Raw genomic sequence first — 20960 nt, forward strand, 5'->3', positions numbered from 1 at the left:
GGTCATAAATCAGATTTTGACCTATATAGACCGTTAATAATGATAGTATAAAGAGGCAGTTATGAAGAATAAAAAAATAATTATGGGAATGGGTATGATAGCAATGATGATGGCAGTTGCTACAGGCTGTGGAAATTCAAATACAACAGCAAGTACTGAAGAAACTGTTACCACTGCAACAGTGCCGGAGTCTACCATGTCAGAAGAAGAAAAGAGACTATCTGATTATAAGACATATGGCTTACAAAAAGATCAAATTCCCGGTATTATAGAATTGGTGAAAGCTTACCAATATGCAAAGGTTAATGCAGATGCCAGAAGAATGTATAATGTTTTTGGTAGAAGTGATGAGGATGGACTTGCAGATTTGCAGAGCAAACTCAATGATGAGGCAAAGGTGTATGAGTCTTTTGATGATACAGTCACCTATGTAACAAAGGGATATGAGCCTAATTCGTATGTGGTATTTATAAGCTCAAATGTGAAGTTTTATGATATTGATACAAAGGCACCTATGCTGACTTGGGCATATGTTAAGGAAGAGCCAAAGGATGCATTCTATATGGTGGAGAATAACAATTTGACAGAGGATGAGAAGAAATATATAGAGGATGTTTCAAAGTCTGAGGATATCATTGCTTTAGATGCACAGATGAGAAAGGATCTTGCAACTGCGGTTACAAGTGATATACAACTTGGAACACTATATTCTATATGGGTTCAAAACGCCGCTACAAATGAGAGTAAGCCGGCAACAGAAACTACAGAAGCACAGACTGTTGTAGAGGAAAGTACGGTGGAAAGTATAACTGAAAGCAGTAAAGAGGAAGCAGAAGTATCCATAGCTGAGACAAAGAGCGGAAACTAGTATGGATGTAAAGGATTTTTGGTATGACTTGCCACAGGAACTTATAGCACAGGATCCTCTTGAAGACAGAGCTTCTTCAAGACTTCTGATACTTGATAAGGAAGCAGGAAATATAAGCCATAAGCATTTCTATGATATTATTGAATATATGGATGAGGGTGATTGTCTGGTACTTAATGAGACTAAAGTAATACCTGCAAGGCTTATGGGTGTAAAGAAGGATACCGGAGCTGCTATAGAGATACTTTTGTTGAAAAGAAAGACAAAGACCGCATGGGAATGCCTTGTAAAGCCGGGAAAGAAGTGCAAAATCGGAGCAAGGATTGATTTTGGTGATGGAGTGCTTTGTGGAACTATAACTGATATAGTTGAGGAAGGAAATAGAATAATAGATTTTGAGTTTGAGGGTATTTTTGAAGAGATATTGGATAAACTTGGAACTATGCCATTGCCACCATATATCACACATGCACTACAGGATAAAAACAGATATCAAACAGTATATGCTAAGAATGAGGGATCTGCAGCGGCACCTACGGCAGGACTTCACTTTACTAAAGAGCTGCTTGAGAGAATAGAGAAAAAAGGTGTTAAACTTGCAAAGGTCACACTTCATGTAGGACTTGGAACTTTTAGACCGGTAAAGGTGACGGATGTAAACGAACATCATATGCACTCGGAATTTTTTCAAATATCTAAGGAAGCCGCAGATATTATTAATTCAACAAAGACAAATGGCAAGAGAGTTATATGTGTCGGTACCACCAGTACCAGAACCATAGAAAGTGCGGCAGATGAAAATGGACATTTGGAAGAAAGATCAGGGTGGACGGATATATTTATTTATCCGGGATATAAGTTTAAAGTGTTAGATGCTCTAATTACAAACTTTCATTTACCAGAGTCTACTTTGGTGATGCTTGTAAGTGCATTGGCAGGAAGAGAGAACATATTACATGCATATGAGGAAGCTGTAAATGAGAAATATAGATTTTTCAGCTTCGGTGATGCAATGTTTATAAATTGAAATATTATCTCACTATTAATGTGAGAATATTTAGAAAGGATTTTTATGAAGACAAGAAAAGGTATTGTGGCGTTAATAGTTTTATCTATGATTATCGGACTGACGAGTTTTAGTGCTTATGCCGCAATCGTAAGAAAGGTAAGCACAAGCAGCTATACACCACAGCAGGTTACAAATGAGCCTCCTACAAGGATATATGTAAGTAAGTTGAGCAAAGAACTTACACTTATTGTAGACAATAAGATACTGGGTAAGTGGCCATGCAGCATGGGTGAGTTTTCGGCAAATGGAACTAAACAAAGGCAGGGTGATAGAACTACACCAACAGGAGATTATTACATTTGTGTAAGAAATGATAAGAGTGCATATCATTTATCGCTAGGACTTTCTTATCCTGACAAAGAGGCAGCTGATAGAGGATTTGCAGATGGTATTATTTCTCAGGAAGAAAAAGATGCTATCTATACCGCTATTGATAATAAGGTATGTCCACCATGGAATACAGCACTTGGCGGTGCGATAATGATTCATGGAAACTATCAAAAGGGTATACCTACAGCAGGTTGTGTAGCTGTAAGTAATGATGTAATGGATATTATCTGGCCATATGGGCAGCTTGGGATCAAGGTTACAGTAGGACCATAAAACCATAAGGCATATTATAGGCATCTGTCTATGATATGCTTTTTTAAGTGGAGAAATTAATGAATATAAGAAATGCAAGAGTCTCTGATTTGAATAGAATGCTTGAGATATATAGTATTGCCAGAGATTACATGAAAGCAAATGGCAATGCAAATCAATGGGGAGATAGCTATCCGGATAAGAGAATTATTATCAAGGATATAGAAGATAAAATAAGCTATGTAATAGAAAAGAACGGGGTGATATTGGCCTGTTTTGCCTTTATAAAAGGCTATGAAAATAACTATGAACTGGAGTTTACATCTGATATGGAGTATGGTGTAATACATAGAGTTGCAAGTGATGGAAGTGTGAGTGGAGTTGCAAGACAGATAGTAAGCTTTGCAAAGGAGAAAAGTAGAATTTTAAGAATAGATACTCATAAGGACAATAAGACTATGCAAAGGGCTATAGAAAGTCTTGGATTTAATAGACTTGGAATAATCTATTTGGATGATGGAACTCAAAGAATTTTGTATGAATTAAAGGAGGAGATATGATCAGAGAAGTAAAATTAGATGATTTGGACAGACTGTCGGAGATAGAAGCGGCTTCTTATCCAAAAGCTGAAGCGGCAGGAAAAGAGAGTATAAGAAAAAGAATGGAGAGTTTTCCGGAGTGTTTTTGGATATTGGAAGAGGATGGAATTATAAAGAGCTTTATTAATGGTATGGCAACTGATGAAGCTGATTTAACAGATATTATGTATGATGATGCTAAATTGCATAAGAAAGATGGCGAATGGCAGATGATATTTTCAGTGGTAACAGATGAGGCATACAGAGGATGTGGACTTGCAAGAGAGGTGATGAATAGGGTTATAACAGATTCAAAGGCTAGAGGCAGAAAGGGTATAGTGCTAACTTGCAAGGATAGACTTAGAGGTTTTTATGGAGAATTTGGCTATGTAGATGAGGGGATATCACAGTCAAATCATGGGGATACTATCTGGTATAAAATGAGACTTACATTCTAAATATAAGTACTTGAGGAATTAAGTTAAATAAAAAGAGCCTATGAATTGAAGTGACCCAAAAAGTTAGACTTTTTGGGGTCACTTCAAATGATTTCATCAGCTCTTTTTTAGTGGTTTATTTAATTACGTTGTTTACAAATTCAAGAAAAAATTTGATCTCAGGTTGAGTCTTTTTTGCAGTCATATAATGCAATGAAAAATATCTCATATGAGCGTTCTCAAGTGGATAGGCTATTATCTTATTATTGTCTAATAAGTTTTGTATCGAAAATTTTGAACAAATACTTATACCAACACCATGAACTATCATTTGTTTTATAGCTTCCAAATCATTTGTCTGTGTGATGACATTTAGATCACGCTTTTTTATGCCAAGACCTTCAAGCAATTTGTTTGCTATGAACTGTGTTCCTGAGCCGTTTGATCTTAAGATCATAGGATACTTTAACATATCAGATATCTTAGGATTGCTTGCCTGTAACTTTTTGTATTCCTCTGTAGCAGGTGTAACAAGCATAAGATGGTCAGGACATAATTTGACACTCTCACATAAAGGGGAATGTACATCCTTTCCGGTAAAGGCTATATCTACACTACCATTTAGTAGAAGCTCTGCAATTTCCTCACTACCACCCTGCCAAATGCTAAAATGTATATTAGGATTTTTCTCTCTAAACTTTGCTATGATTTCAGGTAAGAGATAGGCTGAAGGTATTGAAGATGCACCTAAATGTAGTAGGCTTTTTGATGACTGCTGTAGTGAAAGTATGGCCTGATCTTTGGTCTCCACTATCTTTCTGGCGTATGCAAGGAAGGATTCACCCTCAGGTGTAAGAGTGATGGATTTGGTTGTGCGTAAAAGCAGCTTTTTTCCAAGGTCATCTTCCAGATTTTGAACATGAGAGCTTATAGTTGACTGTGATAAGTATAGATATTTTGCAGCCTGTGAAAAACTCTTTAATTCTGCTGTGGCAACAAATGCTTCCAGTTGTCTAAATTCCATAAATTATCTCCTTTAATGCTTGTATACAATGTTTTATTTCTTCTGAATTATTATTATGTCCAAATGAAAACCTTACAGTTCCTCTTGGATAAGTGCCCAGTGTGCTATGAGCTATAGGTGCACAATGCAGTCCGACTCTTGTTTGTATGCCATATTTATCATCAAGAGTATAGGCAATATCTGATAAGTCCATATCAGCAACATCAATAGAAACAACAGCAGCTCTATCAATAATATCACTTCTCCCATATACCCTGATCTTCTTGATATCAGAAAGTTCGTCCAAAAAATTCTTTGTTAGAGTTAGCTCTTTATTTAGTATAGTATCCATACCGATTTCATGTATATATTTTAATGAGGCATTAAGTCCATATATTCCCGGAATATTTAATGTGCCGGCTTCAAATCTGTCAGGCATGAATTCCGGAATATCCAAAGTGTGAGATATACTGCCTGTTCCGCCGGACAAGATGGGATCTATAAGTTTGATCATATTTTCTTTTAAAATAAAACCACCAATACCCTGTGGTCCAAGCAATGCTTTATGTCCTGTGAATGCAAGAGCATCTATATTCATAGTTTGCATATCAATAGGAAAAAGCCCTGCAGTCTGTGCTGAATCCACTACAAAGTATAAATTGTTTTCTTTGCAAAACCTGCCTATTTCAAATATGGGCATTAATGTGCCACATACATTAGAAGCATGTGTAATAACGATAGCTTTAGTATTTGTCTTTAACATAGATGAAAGCGAAGAAATATCTACTGAACCGTCACTAAAACATGGAAATGTATCATAATTTATACCGCTTAAAGATAGTTGTGATAAAGGTCTCATTACAGCATTATGTTCCATAGATGAAGTCAATATATGGTCTCCGGATTTCAACAGTCCTTTTAAGATTATATTCAAAGATGTGGTTATATTTGCAGTGAAAACTACATTTTTGCAATCATCACCATTAAACATATTACATAAAATTTGTCGGGTTTCATACAATATGTCTTCGGCCTCGTATGAGAAACCATAACTTGAACGATTTACATTGGAACCGATATATTTGATATATTCAAGCATTGAATCTAAAACTGATGTTGGCTTGGGATATGATGTGGCTGCATTATCAAAATAAATTCTTTTCAAACATATACCTCGTAAATTAATAAAATATACCTCAAGTATATACATATTTATAGACTAAGTCAATAAATACAGGCTTAAGATTACATAATGATATAAATAAAATTTAGATATTATGGTATAATTATAAAAAAGTTTTAGAAATTTATGTAAAAATAATTAAGGAGGAGAAATGAAAAACGAAAAGATTGTCATTGGAGTGGTGGGTATAATTATCGGGATAATAGCAGTAGCCTTAGTGATGCTTGGAAATCCTGCCAATATGGGATTTTGTATTGCCTGTTTTATAAGGGATACAGCAGGAGGACTTGGGCTCCATAGAGCGGAGCCGGTACAGTACCTTAGACCTGAGATAATGGGACTTATTCTAGGTGCATTTACAGTGGCATTTAGTAGAAAAGAATTTAGTGTAAAGGGTGGCTCAAGCCCAATTTCAAGATTTGTATTGGGATTTTTTGTAATGATAGGTTGTCTTATGTTTCTGGGTTGTCCATTTAGAATGATTCTTCGTATAGCAGGCGGTGATCTGAATGCAATAGTAGGTCTTTTGGGATTTGTTTGTGGAATAGGAGCAGGTATTTTATTCTTAAACAGGGGTTATTCACTTGGTAGAACCTATAAGCAGGAGCAGGTACAAGGCTTTGTAATACCAATAGTACAGATAATATTATTGGTTTTAGTAATTACAGCACCTACATTCATCTTTTTTACGCCGGCTGATGGTGGTCCGGGAGCAAAACATGCAGCGGTTATAGTTTCACTTGTTGCAGGACTGATTGTTGGTGGATTGGCACAGTATACAAGACTTTGTATGGTTGGTGGTATAAGAGATTTTATTTTGTTTAGAGAAACAAGACTTTTGATTGGATTTGTGGCAATTCTTGTAGCGGCATTTGTGGGAACTTTGGCAATCGGAAAGTTCAATTTAGGATTTTTGGAGCAGCCGGTAGCACATAGTGACGGACTTTGGAATTTCCTTGGAATGGTACTGGCAGGATATGGCTGTTGCCTTTTAGGTGGATGTCCTCTTAGACAGCTTGTACTTACAGGTGAAGGAAATACAGATTCAGCTATTACTTTCTTGGGACTTTTGGTTGGGGCAGCATTTTCACATAACTTTGCTTTGGCTGCGTCAGGTAAGGGACCAAGTGCTAATGGTAAGATGGCGGTTATTATAGGATTGATTGTAGTAACAATAATTGCGGTAGCAAATACAATGAAGAAGGAGAACGCGTGATGGTAGATGCAAGAGGATGCTCATGTCCTGAGCCTGTGATAATGATAAAAAAAGCACTTTCAAGTAAAGAGAGCAGATATGAAATGATGGTTGACAGCAAGAATGCTTTGGAGAATGTCACAAGATTTGTAAAAGGTGAGGGCTATGATGTAGTTGTGACTGAGGAAAATGGAGAGTATAAGTTGGTGATCACAAAATGATTGAAAAGTATATAGCTACTTTCTTTTCACATTTTGGAGCAATACGCTTTCAAAGGGAACTTAAGCCATATGGTATAAAGGGAGTAATAAAGCCGGTTCCAAGGTCGTTAAGTTCTTCCTGTGGAACCTGTGTAGAATTTGAAATAGATATGACGAATAAAGAAAGACTTTCTGATGCAGTAGTATCTTTTGAAAATAATAATATGTTTGTAAATGATAAACATAATGAGATAGAACAGGTCGTTGCTATTACAGAAAATGGATATGAGAAAGTGTATATGGCAAGGCAGTAAACTTTGCAGCATTGATACAGTCTGTGTGTTTTTATTGGCATAAAGCCTAAAAATTTCGGACTGTATCAAAATGTAAAACGAAAAAATATAAAAAATTAAAAAAGTTATTGACAACCGGATATATATATTGTAATATATCGGAGTGTTCAGCAAATGAGAACACAAAAATAAAACAAGCGCCTTTAGCTCAGTTGGTAGAGCAGTAGACTCTTAATCTATTTGTCCAGGGTTCGAGTCCCTGAAGGCGCATGAAGGTCCTACTTGATAGACATTGAGCTATTGGGAAGGGCTTTTTTTGTTGTATAATGAATAAAATTAGGTTATAATTAAATACAATGCTTAAAATTTTGGGGCAGTGACTTTGTGCAAAAGGAGTTATATATGCTAAGAGTTGGTATGCTAACAAGTGGAGGAGATTGTCAGGCATTGAATGCAACAATGCGTGGTGTGGCAAAGAGTCTATACAAGTCTGATAAAGAGGTGGAAATAATAGGTTTTCTTGAAGGATATAAGGGGCTTATGTATGGAGAATACAGGGTTATGAAACCTTCAGATTTTTCGGGTATATTGACCACAGGTGGAACAATGCTTGGAACCAGCAGGCAGCCTTTCAAATTGATGAGAGAGCCTGATGCAAATGGTATGGATAAGGTAGAGGCGATGAAGACTACATATAATAAGCTAAAGTTGGATTGTCTTGTAGTACTTGGTGGAAACGGCTCACAAAAGACAGCAAATCTTCTAAGCGAAGAGGGACTTAATGTTATAGGTTTACCAAAGACCATTGACAATGATTTGTATGGTACAGATATGACATTCGGTTTCCAAAGTGCGATGGAAATAGCCACAAATGCCATTGACTGTATACATACTACAGCTGCTTCTCATAGCAGAGTATTTATTGTAGAGGTAATGGGACATAAGGTAGGATGGCTTACACTATATGCCGGACTTGCGGGAGGTGCAGACATTATTTTGATACCTGAAATACCATATGATATAAAGGCAATAGCCGGTGCTATAAAGATTAGAGAAAAAGAAGGCAAGAAGTTTACCATACTTGCAGTAGCAGAAGGAGCAATATCAAAAGAAGACGCAACTCTTTCAAAAAAAGAGCTGAAAAAGAAGAAATTAAAGGATGCGGGTAGATATCCTTCTATAAGTTATGAAATTGGGGATATCCTAAGTTCTGAGACAGGTGTAGATGTGAGAGTTACAGTTCCCGGACATACACAAAGAGGTGGAGATCCAAATCCTTATGACAGAGCATTGTCTACAAGACTTGGAGCTCATGGAGCAGAGCTGATACTTGAAAAGAAATATGGTAGACTTGTAGTATTGAAGGGTACGGAGGTTACAGATATAGATCTTAGTGAGTCTGCAGGAAAGCTGAAATATGTTGATCCACAGTCTTCACTTGTAAAAGAGGCAAGACTTGTAGGAATAAGTTTTGGTGACAGATAGAAAGGGAGTAAATGTCTTATACAGCATTATATAGGAAGTTTCGACCTTCAAATTTTGATGAGGTGGTAGGTCAGGAAGCTATAACAAAGACATTAAAAAACCAGTTAAAGACAGGTAGAATATCTCATGCCTATCTTTTTTGTGGAACCAGGGGTACGGGAAAGACAAGTATAGCTAAGATAATGGCAAGGGCACTTAACTGTGAGAATCCCACAGATGCAGGCCCATGCAATCAATGTCCCACCTGTAAGTCTATAATTAGTGAGACTTCTATAAATGTATTGGAGATAGATGCAGCTTCAAATAATGGTGTAGATAATATAAGAGATATAAAGGAACAGGTGCAGTATCCGCCTACTTTTGGCAAATATAAGGTGTTTATAATAGATGAGGTGCATATGCTCTCTCCTGGAGCTTTCAATGCACTATTAAAAACTCTTGAAGAGCCACCTGAATATGTTATATTTATTTTGGCAACCACAGAGGTGCACAAGATACCGGTTACAGTATTGTCAAGATGTCAAAGATATGACTTTAAAAGGATTGGAATGGATAGCATATCTAAAAGGCTTAAAGAACTTTGTAAGAGCGAAGGTGTAGATATAGAAGACAGGGCTGTGGACTATATTGCAAAGAGTGCAGATGGAGCTATGAGAGATGCACTCAGTCTTTTGGATGAGTGCATATCATTTTTGCAAAATGAAAAGATTACTTATGATACTGTGCTTGATATACTTGGAGCTTCAGACATAAGCGTATTTAATGAGCTTTTCGAAGGTATATTATCCGGAAATACTATAGAGGTATTGAATCTTTTGAATGATTCAATAGTGGCAGGAAAAGAGATAGGACAGTTTGTAACAGATTTTCTTTGGTATTTGAGAAATATTCTGATATTAAAGTCCACACAAAATGACAGTTCACTTGTGGATATGTCAGAACAGAACTTACAAAATTTAAAAGAAATATCAAATACTGTTTCCAAAGAAACTCTGATGCGGTATATTAGAAACTTGTCAGAGCTTTCAAATAAATTAAAGAGTGCTACACAAAAGAGAGTTGTGGCGGAGCTGGAGTTTATAAGGCTTATGACACCTGAGATGGAGGAAAATCTTGACAGTGTATTGGATAGACTCTCCAGGCTTGAATCAGGTATAGTAACCGGTGCTGTAGTAAAAAAAAACAATACTCTGAATTCAGAGATAAAAATTGAAGAAGAAGTCATAGAGCTTCCAAAGGCTACATATGATGATTTCATGACTATAAAAAAGGAATGGAACAGTATAGTGGAGCATATTGGAGGTATGGCAGGCAGTGTATATAAAGAAGCAGATGTAGAGCCTTTAAAAACCGGAGGTATTAATGTCATCTTCTTTAACAGGATGTTCTTTGATATGGGAAGCGGAGAGTCCACAGTATCAGATTTACGCTCATATTTGAAAGAAAAGTACGGAAAAGATATTGTAATCAAGACTTCGTTAAGAGAAAATAAGGTTGTAAGAAATACAAGATATGTTTCAATAGAAGATATAAAATCTGTTATCAATACAGATATTATTGTAGAATAGTGAGGAGAATTTTATGGCAAAGCGTGGAGGTTTTGGTGGCGGCATGATGCCGGGTAATATAAATCAGTTGATGAAGCAGGCACAGAAGATGCAAAAGCAGATGGAGGAGCAAAGTGCGGCTTTTGAAGGTAAAGAGTTTAGTGCAAGTGCAGGTGGTGGTGCTGTAAGCATTACTGTATCAGGTAAAAAGGAAATCACAAAGGTTTCAATAGATAAAGAGGTTGTAGACCCTGATGATGTGGAGATGTTGGAAGACTTGATAATGGCGGCTACAAATGAAGCCCTTAGAAAGATGGAAGAAGAGCATTCTGCACTTATGGGTGGCATTGCAGGTGGAGCAGGAAAGTTGCCATTCTAATGGATTATTACAGCAGTCACATAAGCAAGCTTATAGAGGAACTTTCAAAACTACCGGGTGTAGGAGCAAAGTCCGCACAAAGGCTTGCTTTTCACATAATAGGAATGTCAAGTGAACAGGTAGAGTCATTGTCAAGTGCTATAAAAGATGCCAAAGGCAATGTGAATTATTGTAAAGAATGCTTTACTTTAACAGATGGAGAGGTCTGTCCGATATGTGCCAATGAGAAGAGAGATCATAAGACCATAATGGTTGTGGAAAACACAAGAGATTTGGCAGCATATGAAAAGACAGGAAAGTATGAAGGTGTTTACCATGTTTTGCATGGTGCTATATCACCTATGCTTGGAATAGGTCCGGCAGATATAAAATTAAAGGAATTAATAAAGAGATTGGAGGGCGATATAAACGAAGTGATTATCGCCACAAATTCTACACTTGAGGGAGAGACTACAGCAATGTATATAGCTAAACTTATAAAGCCCATAGGTATAGAAGTGAGTAGGATAGCAAGTGGAGTCCCGGTAGGCGGGGATTTGGAATATATTGATGAAGTGACTCTATTAAGGGCGCTCGAAGGAAGAAGATCACTCTAGAGGTGTATTTTCAAAAGTAAAAAATCTTGAGGGTTGGTGCAGGCATGGATAAATATGAGTTTAATTTAAAGGTTGAACAATTGAATAAATTGGTGAAGAGTGGCGACTATAAGGCGGCTATGAGAATCACAGATACAATTGACTGGAGTAGGGTTCATAATGCAGGCTTGCTAACAACTGTATCAGAAGTCTATGAAAAAAATGGCGAATATAGGGAAGCTAGAGAAGTATTACTATTAGCTTATGACAGAGCACCTGTAGGAAAGAGAGCTTTATATAGGCTAACAATGCTTGCGTTAAAAGAGGGAGATATATCAGAGGCACAAGCCTACTACAAAGAGTATACTGAGATCTCTCCACAAGACAGTAGAAAATATCTTATGGAATATCATATTGCAGTGGCAAAGGGTTATGATATAAATAAAAAGATAAGAATACTTGAAAAATATTGTGACATTGAGAAAACGGATGAGCAGTGGAAATATGAATTGGCAGTGCTATATGTGAAGGCGGGCAGAATAGATGACTGTATAAAAACCTGTGATGAAATAATGCTTTTATTTGGAGTTGGAGAATATGTAGAAAAAGCTGCAGCACTAAAGGAATCCACCGGTTGCCCTCTAAGTTCAAAGCAACAGGAGCAGGTGGACAATAAGGAGTATTATGAGGTCAGACTTAGCTCAATTGTAAGAAAATATGAAAGTGGAGATTATCCAAACTTAAACCTTGATGATATGAGTGTATATAATCCGATTGAAGATAGGAAAGCCACTATAAATTTGATTGATGATGAAGAAGTTGTAAATGAGGATACCCATATAAATACAGAACTTTTCCCAAAAGTTATGGGAGTAAATGAAGTAAGAATATCAGAGACGACATTTAAGGGGGAGAGCGTGAACCCGGAATTTGAAGCAGAGTTAAAAAGGGCTATAGCAATCACAAATGAAAATCTTAGTAAAATGAAAGGCGAGGATTATCGCTCATCTATGGCTGAAATAGATGAAGAGGTCAGAGCCCGTATGGAGAGGGTGGAGAGAATAAAGCAAGGTAGATTCACTTCCCCACTGGTGATGGCTGAAAGAAAAAAATACAGAATAAACAATCATTTTGACAGTATGGGATTACCAAAAACTCATGGTAATAGAGAAGAGTATCAGGAAATGATGGCAAAAATGCAAAATACCTGTATAAGCGAAGAACAGGAGGTTGTGTCTGCTCTTGATGAAGAAAAGGACTATGAGCTTTTGGCGGAAAGTATTATTCAACAAGAAGAGTGTCTGCCTGAGGTATCAGATGTCGAGGATATTCAAGGTGAGAGAATAGAGCCTTTAGAAACTGAAGTAGATATTGATACTGAAACAAAAGATATGAAGATTGATTTAATAGACATCAATCAGGATATAGTAGATAGTGTAAGCGAAGACCGTACTGAGAATGTAGATACGATAAGCAAAGACGGTGATGAAGTTGAAGATGCTATAAGTGAAGAGAATACTGAAGTTGAAGACACTATAAGTGAAGAGAATACGGAAGTTGTAGACACTATAAGTGATGAAGGTACTGAAGTTATAGATGATATAAACGAAGATAGTGATGTAGAAGAAATTCCTGTAAAAAATATCACTGTAACAGAGACAGCTTCTACAAAAGTTTTGGAGAATTATGTTCCTGAAAAGAAAGTTCCAATATTTGACAATGATGATTTGATAAATAGCTACTATGACGAAGAGGTAGATACCGGTGTACCTACTGTTTCATCTGTCATGGCAAAGAGAAAAGAACAAAAAAATATTGTTAAAAGCAGCATCAAGAGTGAAACAAAGATGGAAGTGGTAGATAATGAGGAAATCTATTACACAAAAGAAGAGAGAACCTTTGTAACCAAAGTAAAAAGAGGCGAAGAACCTGAGGAAATTATCCTAAAGCCTGTAATTAAAGAAATTGAGTCTGATGATGAAGAGGTCAATACTATTGTTGTAGAGGAAGATATAACTGCAAGTAAAATAGATAAGAAAGAAAGAAAATCAAGTGAGGCTACGGAATTTGTTGCAAAAGATGAACTCAAATCTGACATAGAGGATGGGAATAATTCTGATGAAAATGAAACTATAGTTATTGAAGAGAATGCAGATGATGAGATTAGGGAGGTTGATTTGTCGGTGCAGGGAAAGGTTATGAAAGCAAGAGCTCCAAAGTCAAGAGAACCTAAAGAATTCCTGATGAGAAGACCGGGTTCCATAATGGTGGAAGGTATAACAGCAGAGCAAGCCCTTGAGAATGCAAAAAATGTTCTGAGAGAGGTAAATGAACGCACAAAGATAAAGCATTCAGTCTTAAAAATTGGGGCAGACAGTCTCAATAATAGAGGTGTGATGAATTCTATCGATAAGATAAAGGGCAAGGATCTTATCATTGTAGAGGCAGGAAAACTTGATGATAATACTATTTCAGAGCTTATAGAGTTTATCAGAAATGGTAAGGAAACGGTTATATTTACAGATACTATAAGTGGTATTGAAAGTTTGATAGAATCTAATGACCTATTACATGGTATGAGCCTTGTAATGAGGGAGGATGAAGTCCCTGTAAAGAGAAAGAATATTGTAGCTAATATTGTACTGAAAGAAAGGGATGACGAAAGAGCAATTAGAGAGGCTGAAGAAAAAAAGGAACTTGAAAGAAAAGAGGCACAAAAAAAGAAGGAAGAGGCTCAAGCTGCTAATGATTTGATGGCTATGGATATAATAGCAAATATTTTGAGGCAGGAAACAGGAGATGAAAATATTCAGTTTGAGATACAAGAGATTGGTAGCTCAAATTCTATAAAATTCTATAAATCTGATGAAGATGAAAAATTAGAGCCTAAGGAGGAGAAACAGACTATTAAACTTGACCCTGTAATATCAAATGCGATAATTGAGGAGTCTTCAAAGCTTGAAAAGCCTAAAAAAGAAGTTAAAACAGTGGAAAGAGAATCTCAAAAACAGGAAAGAAAAAATGAAAAGCAGTCTGTAATATTGGAAAAAGAAGCAAAGAGACAAACTGAAGAACCTGAAAAGGAAAATAGAAAGCAGCCTGAGGTAGAAGAAGTAATAGATTATAACAGTGATGATAACACTCCTATGGGTGTGGATCAATTCATTGCATATGCACTTAACTATGTAAAAGAGATAGAATGTGTACTGTCATATAAGACAGAATATGCAATAGAAGAGAGAGCTGATTATATGAAGGAAGACGGCACACCTCTAACAAAAAAGAATGCTAGAAACCTTGTAGATCATGCTGCTGATTTGGCAGAGAAACCGGGAATAATGAAATCAATAATAAATGGATTGACGAACTCTAAGTATGATAAAGAAGGAAGACTGATTCTAAGAGAGGAGCATTTTAGAATATAATGGTTTTTAATTTTTTTGAAATACTGGTATTTTTGCTTTTAGTTTTATTGATTGCATATGGATATAAGAATGGACTTTTAAAGTTATCCATAACAATGTTAGCTCTTTTATCCAGCGTGATTGTATTGAATGTAGTAAATCCATATCTTAGAAATCAACTACAGGAAAATACTAAGATAAACCAGTTTGTTTTGACTACAATTTATTCGAAAATAGGATTGGCTGATATGCATGAAGATTCCTCTAATAAAGAAGGCCGAAATAATGCTATTGATAAACTTAATGTGCCAACAAAGGTCAAAGATGTTTTGAAAAGAGATGACGACCGAGTGATATATGAAAAGCTTGGTGTATATACATTCTCAGATTATATTGCCAGTTATGTTACACAGATGACTGTTAATGCGATGAGTTTTATGGGTTCTTTTATATTGGTCTGGCTAGTACTGGGTATATTATTTAAGGGAAATAAGCTTTTGAGTAAACTACCTATTTTGGGAGGCATGAATCAAATTTTTGGAGCAATAGCCGGTCTAACAATAGGACTTATAATATACTGGGTCGTTTGTATTTTTATAATTGCATTTTCTACAACTAAGCTTGGTTCTAGTTTATCGGCTATGGTTGAAAGCAGTCCATTTTTGGTTTTTTTATCAAGAATAAATCCAATAGCAACTTTTCTTGGATTATAGTTAGGGAGGTTATATGAATTCTAAAAGAAAACTGACAAACGCATCAAATGTTATAGTGGGACTTTGGCTTTTTGCTATGTTTACTATATTTCCCTTAATTTATAATGACTTTTACTATGACATACTACAGACCAAGTATTATACAGTAATGATTCTTTCTATTACGATGATCTTGGCACTGATAGTGATATGTGGTTTTGCCGGAGGATTTAAGAGTTTTTTCGATAAGGTAAAGAAAAAGGGGTTTGAGACCTGGTTTAAAGAAGAATTCAGTTTATGGGATATATGTGTAATGATATTTATGCTGATGACTGTATTATCTACATTATTTTCCGGTAGAGTTATAATGGATGCGATTACCGGAAATAAGGGAAGATTCTCAGGACTTTTATTGATATCAGTTTATGTAACTATATATTTTATAGTGAGTAGAATGTTTTCATTCAGCAAAATTTATTTTACGGTTTTTTTAGCTGTAAGTATTCCGATATGTATATTGGGCTATACAGATTACTTCAATATGGATGTATTGAAGTTTAAGGAGAAAATAAGTCCGGAACAGTGGTCTGTATTTACTTCGACTATTGGAAATATAAATACATACACTGCAGTTCTGGCATTCTATATTGCTATTTCCGGAACATTATTTATAACTACACCATTTAGTAAGGATAAATCTAATGGTGAGGGTATAGAAAAGACTGTTTTCTATTATATTATAATGTTTATAAACTTTATTGCCCTTTCTATGGGTAATTCAGATAATGGTTATCTTACATTGGCTGCGTTCTTCGGGCTTGTACCATTTGTGGCATTTAAGAGTATGGAGGGTGTAAGAAGATTTATATTAACAATTTTTACATATTTGCTTGGAATAAAAATTGTAAAACTTATTAATATAAAATATGCAGGTAAGGTACTTGGAATATCAGGTTTATATGATTTTATAAGTGATTTTAAATATTTAGAAATTATAATTATTGCTTTAGCAGCCATAGTTATTTTGATGTATGTTATTGCATACCAAAAAAGAAATGAGACAAGAAAAGAAAATGATAGTTTACTTAAGTTGCTTAGATATATCTGGTTGGCTATATTAATTATTGCATTCGCATTTATAATCTTTTTGGGAATGAAGATAAATGCAAATGTGGAGGCAGCTAAGGAAAAGTATGGGGCATTGGCTGATTATTTTGTCTTTAATGACTACTGGGGTACATTTAGAGGTTATATTTGGAGAGCATCAGTAGAGGAATATATGAAGTTTCCAATGTTACACAAGATCTTTGGTAGCGGACCTGATACTTTTGGTATATACATTTATGCATTGAGATTTAATGAAATGACTAGAGTAACGAATCAGATCTTTGATGCAACACATAATGAATACATTCAATTTTTATTTACTTTAGGACCTGTAGCTACTTTATCCTATATTGTGGCAATTATATCTCCGGGTATAAAAGCACTTAGGACAGGGTTGTCTGATCTTAGAGATGATGCAATGTTACCATTTTTGTATGCATCTGCAATGGCAGTTATATGTTATGCAACTCAAGCTATGGTTAACCTGAATTTACCGGTTGTGACACCATTTTTGTGGATATTCTTAGGTATAACAGTGGCATTACTCAGAGATAAAGGTGATGTAAAAAAGGAGAAAAGATAAATGGATAAGATAATACTTACAGGAGATCGTCCTACCGGAAGATTACATGTAGGACATTATATAGGCTCTCTAAAAAGAAGGGTTGAGTTGCAAAACTCAGGAGAATTTAAAAAGATTTTTATAATGGTGGCAGATGCACAGGCACTTACCGACAATATGGAAAACCCTGAGAAGGTAAGACAAAATATTATAGAAGTAGTACTTGATTATTTGGCATGTGGTATTGACCCTAAGAAGTCCACAATATTTATACAGTCAATGGTACCGGAGCTTACTGAACTTGCTTTCTACTATATGAATCTTGTAACTGTTTCAAGACTACAAAGAAATCCTACAGTGAAAGCAGAGATAGGACTTAGAAATTTTGAAAACAGTATACCCGTTGGATTTTTCACATATCCTATATCACAAGCCTCAGATATTACAGCATTTAAGGCAACTACAGTACCGGTAGGTGAGGATCAACTCCCTATGATTGAACAGACCAGAGAGATAGTAAGAAAGTTTAATTCAGTTTATGGTGATACTTTGGTAGAGCCTGAAGCATTAATACCACAGGAAGATGCGGCAAAGAGACTTCCGGGTACAGATGGTAAGGCAAAGATGAGTAAGTCACTTGGAAATTGTATATACCTTTCAGATGATGCAGATACTGTAGCAGCTGCTGTAAAAACTATGTATACAGATCCTTTGCATATAAAGGTAAGTGATCCGGGGCATATTGAGGGAAATACAGTATTTACATATTTGGATGCGTTCTCAAGACCGGAGCATTTTACAGAGTACCTTCCGGATTATAAGTCACTTGATGAGTTAAAAGAGCATTATACTCGTGGCGGTCTGGGAGATATGAAGGTAAAGAAATTCCTTGCAAGTATTATGGAAGAAACCTTGGCACCGATAAGAGCGAGAAGAGCGGAATTTGAAAAAGATATTCCATCAATCTATGATATGCTTAAGGAAAGCTGCGAGGTTGCAAGAAATGAAGCTGCAAATACACTTTCTGAAGTAAAGAATGCTATGAGAATAAATTACTTTGATGACGTAGAGTTGATAAAGTCGCAGGCAGAGAGATTTCATAATAAATAACAAAGTCTAAAATTAGAAATTCGATCTTTATTTTACGATTTTAAAAAGATTTTAAAATTTAAAGCTCGAATTTTTTTGCTTAAATTTATTAAAACAGTCTTGACAGTTGAATATATATTCAACTATAATAGAAGCATAACAGTTGAACAAATACTCAACTAAAGGAGGTGTATCAGAGTAGAAAATTTGAAAAGAGAAGAGGCTGTGGACAGAGCAAAGACAAATATGCTTGAGGGCAAAACCATAAATTCGCTTTCAAGGTTGTTTAAAGTATTTGGAGATCCTACAAGGATAAAGATACTTTGGGCATTAAATGTACATGAACTATGTGTATTTGATATTTGTGAAGTACTGGGTATGACAAAGTCAGCAGTATCACACCAGTTAAGTACACTTAAAGAAGCTAAGCTTGTAAAGTCAAGAAGAGAAGGTAAGGAAGTATATTATTCACTGGATGATGAACATGTAAAAGAGATATTTGAAACAGGTATTGTACATGTATCTCATAGATGTAAAGAAGATTGAGAAGGAGAAAAGAAATGAAGAGAGTTTATAAATTAGAGGGTTTGGATTGTGCAGATTGTGCGGCAAAGCTTGAGAGAAAATTGGCTGCTATAGAAGGTATTACAAGTGTAAATATCAACTTTATGACTCTAAAATGTACTTTGGAGGCTGAGGCTGATAAGCTGAATGATGTTATTGAAAAGGCTATGGAGATAATAAAGGTTGAAGAGCCTGATGTAGAGGTAAAGAGAGCGTAAGCAAAACGGGTTTTATTCATTAGGTAGAAGGATAATATGAACAATAAGCAAAAGAAGATGTTAAGTAAAATAATTATGGGGGCATGCCTTTATATAACTGCCATCATAATTTCAAAAATAAGCTTTCCAATGTCAGATATAATCAGTTTATTGCTGTTTATAATAGCATATATAATAGTGGGAAAGGATGTATTACTAAAAGCCTTCACAAATATAAAAAGAGGTAAGGTATTTGATGAAAATTTCCTTATGACCATTGCTACTGTAGGTGCGTTTATAATCGGTGAGTATCCGGAAGCTATGGGAGTTATGCTCTTTTATATGTTAGGTGAATTTTTACAGTCTCTGGCTGTAAATAAGTCCAGAAAATCTATATCCGATATGATGAATATAAGACCCGACTACGCAAATCTTGTAAAAGAAGACGGCAGTGTGGAAACAGTAGATCCATATGATGTGGAAGTCGGCTCATATATACAGATAAAAGCCGGTGAGATAATACCGCTTGACGGAATCGTGGTATCTGGAAAGGCAATGCTTGATACATCAGCACTTACAGGTGAGTCAGTACCAAGAAGTGCAAATGTAGGTGATCAGGTATATAGTGGAAGCATAAATAAGGACGGTCTTTTAAAGCTTGAGGTTACAAAGGAGTTTGGTGAATCTACAGCAAGCAAGATTCTTGAACTGGTAGAAAATGCTGCCGCAAAGAAATCAAAGACAGAAAATCTTATATCAAAGTTTGCGGTAGTATACACTCCAATAGTTGTTTTTTTGGCTATAGCATTGGCTGTTATCCCTCCTTTTATATTCCCGGGAACCGGCTTTGTCACATGGATTTACAGGGCGTTAACATTTCTTGTAGTATCTTGTCCATGTGCATTTGTTATAGCAATTCCTTTAAGCTTTTTTAGCGGTATAGGTGCATCATCAAAAATCGGAGTATTGATAAAAGGAAGTAATTATCTGGAGGTTTTAGCCGGAGTAAAGACTTTTATGTTTGATAAAACAGGCACCTTAACAAAGGGTGTTTTTGAAGTGGTGAGCATACATCCCAATAATATAAGTGAAGAGGAGCTAATAAAAAAGGCTGCAATGGCAGAGGAGTATTCCTCACATCCTATAGCCGTTTCAATAAAAAACGCATACAAGGAATTTGAGGAAGAGAGCAGTAGAATTGATTTTTCAGATAGACTCAGTGATTTGAAAGAGATCGCCGGACAAGGTATCAGTATAAAAGTGGATGATGAGTTGCTGTTTGTAGGAAATGATAAACTGATGATTTCAAATAATATAAATTTTGAGAAATGTAGTGACTTTGGAACTATTGTGTATGTGGCAAAGGAAGATGTATTTCTTGGGTCCATAGTGATAAATGATAGGATAAAGGAAGATGCTAAAGAAGTTCTTATGGCACTGAAAAATACCGGTGTAGAAAAGAATATTATGCTTACAGGAGATATAAAGGAAGTAGCAGATTTTGTAGCAAGTGAATTGTCAGTGGATTATGTATACTCTGAGCTTTTGCCACAGGATAAGGTGGATAAGGTGGAAGAAGTGCTGGATGAAAATTCAGTATTGGCATTTGTTGGAGATGGAATAAATGATGCCCCGGTTTTAGCAAGAGCAGATATCGGTATTGCTATGGGAGGTATCGGATCAGATGCAGCTATAGAGGCAGCAGATGTTGTTATAATGGATGACAATTTAGGTAATATAGTAAGAGGTATAAAGCTGGCAAAGAGAACAATGAGTATCGCAAAGCAAAATATTGTATTTGCTATCGGTGTAAAGCTGATTTTCCTCTTGCTTGCAGCCATAGGTTTTGGTACTATGTGGGAAGCGGTATTTGCAGATGTAGGTGTTACCATACTTTGTGTAATCAACGCAATGAGAAATCTTAGAATAGAAAATATATAATGGAGATTTT

At 35.8% G+C, this 20960-nt stretch carries 21 protein-coding genes and 1 tRNA gene; 20 read left to right on the top strand and 2 right to left on the bottom strand.

From position 1 onward, the window contains the following. Positions 1-61 precede the first annotated feature (61 nt). Genes D4A81_RS00585 through D4A81_RS00605 form a run of 5 tightly spaced genes read left to right on the top strand, consistent with a single transcriptional unit; the run spans position 62 to position 3555 of the window. Entirely contained in the window at positions 62-868 is an 807-nt protein-coding gene (locus D4A81_RS00585) for a hypothetical protein (RefSeq protein WP_111524421.1), read from the top strand. A gap of 1 nt (position 869) precedes the next feature. Next, on the top strand, positions 870-1895 hold the full coding sequence (queA, locus tag D4A81_RS00590) for a tRNA preQ1(34) S-adenosylmethionine ribosyltransferase-isomerase QueA (RefSeq protein ID WP_111524422.1): 1026 nt from the start codon (positions 870-872) through the stop codon (positions 1893-1895). Positions 1896-1940: 45 nt separating this feature from the next. Further along, positions 1941-2540, top strand: a complete 600-nt coding sequence (locus tag D4A81_RS00595; protein ID WP_111524423.1) for a L,D-transpeptidase family protein — start codon at positions 1941-1943, stop codon at positions 2538-2540. A 59-nt stretch (positions 2541-2599) separates the two neighbouring features. After that, entirely contained in the window at positions 2600-3079 is a 480-nt protein-coding gene (locus D4A81_RS00600; RefSeq protein WP_111524424.1) for a GNAT family acetyltransferase, read from the top strand. Next, complete coding sequence (locus D4A81_RS00605) at positions 3076-3555, top strand: GNAT family N-acetyltransferase (RefSeq protein ID WP_111524425.1); 480 nt, start codon at positions 3076-3078, stop codon at positions 3553-3555. The genes D4A81_RS00600 and D4A81_RS00605 overlap by 4 nt, the downstream gene beginning before the upstream one ends. 115 nt (positions 3556-3670) lie before the next feature. Here the strand turns inward: D4A81_RS00605 and D4A81_RS00610 are convergent, their stop codons facing one another. Further along, positions 3671-4558, bottom strand: a complete 888-nt coding sequence (locus tag D4A81_RS00610; protein WP_111524426.1) for a selenium metabolism-associated LysR family transcriptional regulator — start codon at positions 4556-4558, stop codon at positions 3671-3673. After that, positions 4548-5702, bottom strand: coding sequence for an aminotransferase class V-fold PLP-dependent enzyme (locus D4A81_RS00615; RefSeq protein WP_111524427.1), 1155 nt, complete (start codon positions 5700-5702; stop codon positions 4548-4550). Before D4A81_RS00615 ends, D4A81_RS00610 begins: the two co-directional genes overlap by 11 nt. 169 nt (positions 5703-5871) lie before the next feature. Here D4A81_RS00615 and yedE point away from each other — a divergent pair, with 169 nt between their 5' ends. The 15 genes from yedE (at position 5872) to D4A81_RS00690 (ending at position 20950) form a co-directional block, all read left to right on the top strand. After that, positions 5872-6936 carry a YedE family putative selenium transporter gene (gene yedE / locus D4A81_RS00620; RefSeq protein ID WP_111524428.1) on the top strand — a complete coding sequence of 355 codons (1065 nt, stop codon included), beginning with the start codon at positions 5872-5874 and terminating at the stop codon, positions 6934-6936. Beyond that, entirely contained in the window at positions 6936-7136 is a 201-nt protein-coding gene (locus D4A81_RS00625; RefSeq protein WP_111524429.1) for a sulfurtransferase TusA family protein, read from the top strand. The genes yedE and D4A81_RS00625 overlap by 1 nt, the downstream gene beginning before the upstream one ends. Beyond that, positions 7133-7429, top strand: a complete 297-nt coding sequence (locus D4A81_RS00630; protein ID WP_111524430.1) for a DUF3343 domain-containing protein — start codon at positions 7133-7135, stop codon at positions 7427-7429. The genes D4A81_RS00625 and D4A81_RS00630 overlap by 4 nt, the downstream gene beginning before the upstream one ends. Positions 7430-7605: 176 nt before the next feature. Then, a tRNA-Lys gene (locus tag D4A81_RS00635) sits at positions 7606-7678 on the top strand. Positions 7679-7810: 132 nt separating this feature from the next. Continuing rightward, complete coding sequence (locus D4A81_RS00640; protein ID WP_111524431.1) at positions 7811-8893, top strand: 6-phosphofructokinase; 1083 nt, start codon at positions 7811-7813, stop codon at positions 8891-8893. 11 nt (positions 8894-8904) lie between these two features. Then, complete coding sequence (dnaX, locus tag D4A81_RS00645; protein WP_111524432.1) at positions 8905-10461, top strand: DNA polymerase III subunit gamma/tau; 1557 nt, start codon at positions 8905-8907, stop codon at positions 10459-10461. Positions 10462-10474: 13 nt separating this feature from the next. Continuing rightward, on the top strand, positions 10475-10819 hold the full coding sequence (locus D4A81_RS00650; protein ID WP_007594778.1) for a YbaB/EbfC family nucleoid-associated protein: 345 nt from the start codon (positions 10475-10477) through the stop codon (positions 10817-10819). Next, entirely contained in the window at positions 10819-11415 is a 597-nt protein-coding gene (recR, locus tag D4A81_RS00655; RefSeq protein ID WP_111524433.1) for a recombination mediator RecR, read from the top strand. Before D4A81_RS00650 ends, recR begins: the two co-directional genes overlap by 1 nt. Before the next feature lie 44 nt (positions 11416-11459). Further along, positions 11460-14819, top strand: a complete 3360-nt coding sequence (locus tag D4A81_RS00660; RefSeq protein WP_111524434.1) for a hypothetical protein — start codon at positions 11460-11462, stop codon at positions 14817-14819. Then, complete coding sequence (locus tag D4A81_RS00665; protein WP_111524435.1) at positions 14819-15511, top strand: CvpA family protein; 693 nt, start codon at positions 14819-14821, stop codon at positions 15509-15511. Before D4A81_RS00660 ends, D4A81_RS00665 begins: the two co-directional genes overlap by 1 nt. A 13-nt stretch (positions 15512-15524) precedes the next feature. Continuing rightward, positions 15525-17180, top strand: coding sequence for an O-antigen ligase family protein (locus D4A81_RS00670; protein WP_111524436.1), 1656 nt, complete (start codon positions 15525-15527; stop codon positions 17178-17180). Then, on the top strand, positions 17181-18269 hold the full coding sequence (gene trpS / locus D4A81_RS00675; protein WP_111524437.1) for a tryptophan--tRNA ligase: 1089 nt from the start codon (positions 17181-17183) through the stop codon (positions 18267-18269). It abuts the gene before it with no gap. A gap of 225 nt (positions 18270-18494) precedes the next feature. Next, complete coding sequence (locus tag D4A81_RS00680) at positions 18495-18794, top strand: ArsR/SmtB family transcription factor (protein ID WP_242977620.1); 300 nt, start codon at positions 18495-18497, stop codon at positions 18792-18794. A gap of 14 nt (positions 18795-18808) precedes the next feature. Further along, positions 18809-19030: a cation transporter gene (locus tag D4A81_RS00685; RefSeq protein WP_111524439.1), complete on the top strand. Its 222-nt coding sequence runs from the start codon at positions 18809-18811 to the stop codon at positions 19028-19030. Between the two features lie 36 nt (positions 19031-19066). Continuing rightward, a complete protein-coding gene (locus D4A81_RS00690) occupies positions 19067-20950 on the top strand; it encodes a heavy metal translocating P-type ATPase (protein WP_111524440.1) in 1884 nt (627 codons plus the stop codon). The last annotated feature ends 10 nt before the right edge of the window (positions 20951-20960 follow it).

This window comes from Lachnoanaerobaculum umeaense (genome assembly GCF_003589745.1).
GTDB classification, from domain to species: Bacteria; Bacillota; Clostridia; order Lachnospirales; family Lachnospiraceae; genus Lachnoanaerobaculum; species Lachnoanaerobaculum umeaense.

What these genes read in the sequence shown, in the direction of transcription:
- D4A81_RS00600 (WP_111524424.1), top strand. Translation starts at nt 2,600, where the DNA reads ATGAATATAAGAAATGCAAGAGTCTCTGATTTGAATAGAATGCTTGAG.
- D4A81_RS00690 (WP_111524440.1), top strand. Translation starts at nt 19,067, where the DNA reads ATGAACAATAAGCAAAAGAAGATGTTAAGTAAAATAATTATGGGGGCA.
- D4A81_RS00585 (WP_111524421.1), top strand. Translation starts at nt 62, where the DNA reads ATGAAGAATAAAAAAATAATTATGGGAATGGGTATGATAGCAATGATG.
- D4A81_RS00595 (WP_111524423.1), top strand. Translation starts at nt 1,941, where the DNA reads ATGAAGACAAGAAAAGGTATTGTGGCGTTAATAGTTTTATCTATGATT.
- yedE (WP_111524428.1), top strand. Translation starts at nt 5,872, where the DNA reads ATGAAAAACGAAAAGATTGTCATTGGAGTGGTGGGTATAATTATCGGG.
- D4A81_RS00685 (WP_111524439.1), top strand. Translation starts at nt 18,809, where the DNA reads ATGAAGAGAGTTTATAAATTAGAGGGTTTGGATTGTGCAGATTGTGCG.
- D4A81_RS00670 (WP_111524436.1), top strand. Translation starts at nt 15,525, where the DNA reads ATGAATTCTAAAAGAAAACTGACAAACGCATCAAATGTTATAGTGGGA.
- recR (WP_111524433.1), top strand. Translation starts at nt 10,819, where the DNA reads ATGGATTATTACAGCAGTCACATAAGCAAGCTTATAGAGGAACTTTCA.
- D4A81_RS00605 (WP_111524425.1), top strand. Translation starts at nt 3,076, where the DNA reads ATGATCAGAGAAGTAAAATTAGATGATTTGGACAGACTGTCGGAGATA.
- D4A81_RS00660 (WP_111524434.1), top strand. Translation starts at nt 11,460, where the DNA reads ATGGATAAATATGAGTTTAATTTAAAGGTTGAACAATTGAATAAATTG.
- D4A81_RS00610 (WP_111524426.1), bottom strand. Translation starts at nt 4,558, where the DNA reads ATGGAATTTAGACAACTGGAAGCATTTGTTGCCACAGCAGAATTAAAG.
- dnaX (WP_111524432.1), top strand. Translation starts at nt 8,905, where the DNA reads ATGTCTTATACAGCATTATATAGGAAGTTTCGACCTTCAAATTTTGAT.
- D4A81_RS00650 (WP_007594778.1), top strand. Translation starts at nt 10,475, where the DNA reads ATGGCAAAGCGTGGAGGTTTTGGTGGCGGCATGATGCCGGGTAATATA.
- D4A81_RS00665 (WP_111524435.1), top strand. Translation starts at nt 14,819, where the DNA reads ATGGTTTTTAATTTTTTTGAAATACTGGTATTTTTGCTTTTAGTTTTA.
- D4A81_RS00625 (WP_111524429.1), top strand. Translation starts at nt 6,936, where the DNA reads ATGGTAGATGCAAGAGGATGCTCATGTCCTGAGCCTGTGATAATGATA.
- D4A81_RS00640 (WP_111524431.1), top strand. Translation starts at nt 7,811, where the DNA reads ATGCTAAGAGTTGGTATGCTAACAAGTGGAGGAGATTGTCAGGCATTG.
- D4A81_RS00630 (WP_111524430.1), top strand. Translation starts at nt 7,133, where the DNA reads ATGATTGAAAAGTATATAGCTACTTTCTTTTCACATTTTGGAGCAATA.
- D4A81_RS00680 (WP_242977620.1), top strand. Translation starts at nt 18,495, where the DNA reads ATGCTTGAGGGCAAAACCATAAATTCGCTTTCAAGGTTGTTTAAAGTA.
- trpS (WP_111524437.1), top strand. Translation starts at nt 17,181, where the DNA reads ATGGATAAGATAATACTTACAGGAGATCGTCCTACCGGAAGATTACAT.
- queA (WP_111524422.1), top strand. Translation starts at nt 870, where the DNA reads ATGGATGTAAAGGATTTTTGGTATGACTTGCCACAGGAACTTATAGCA.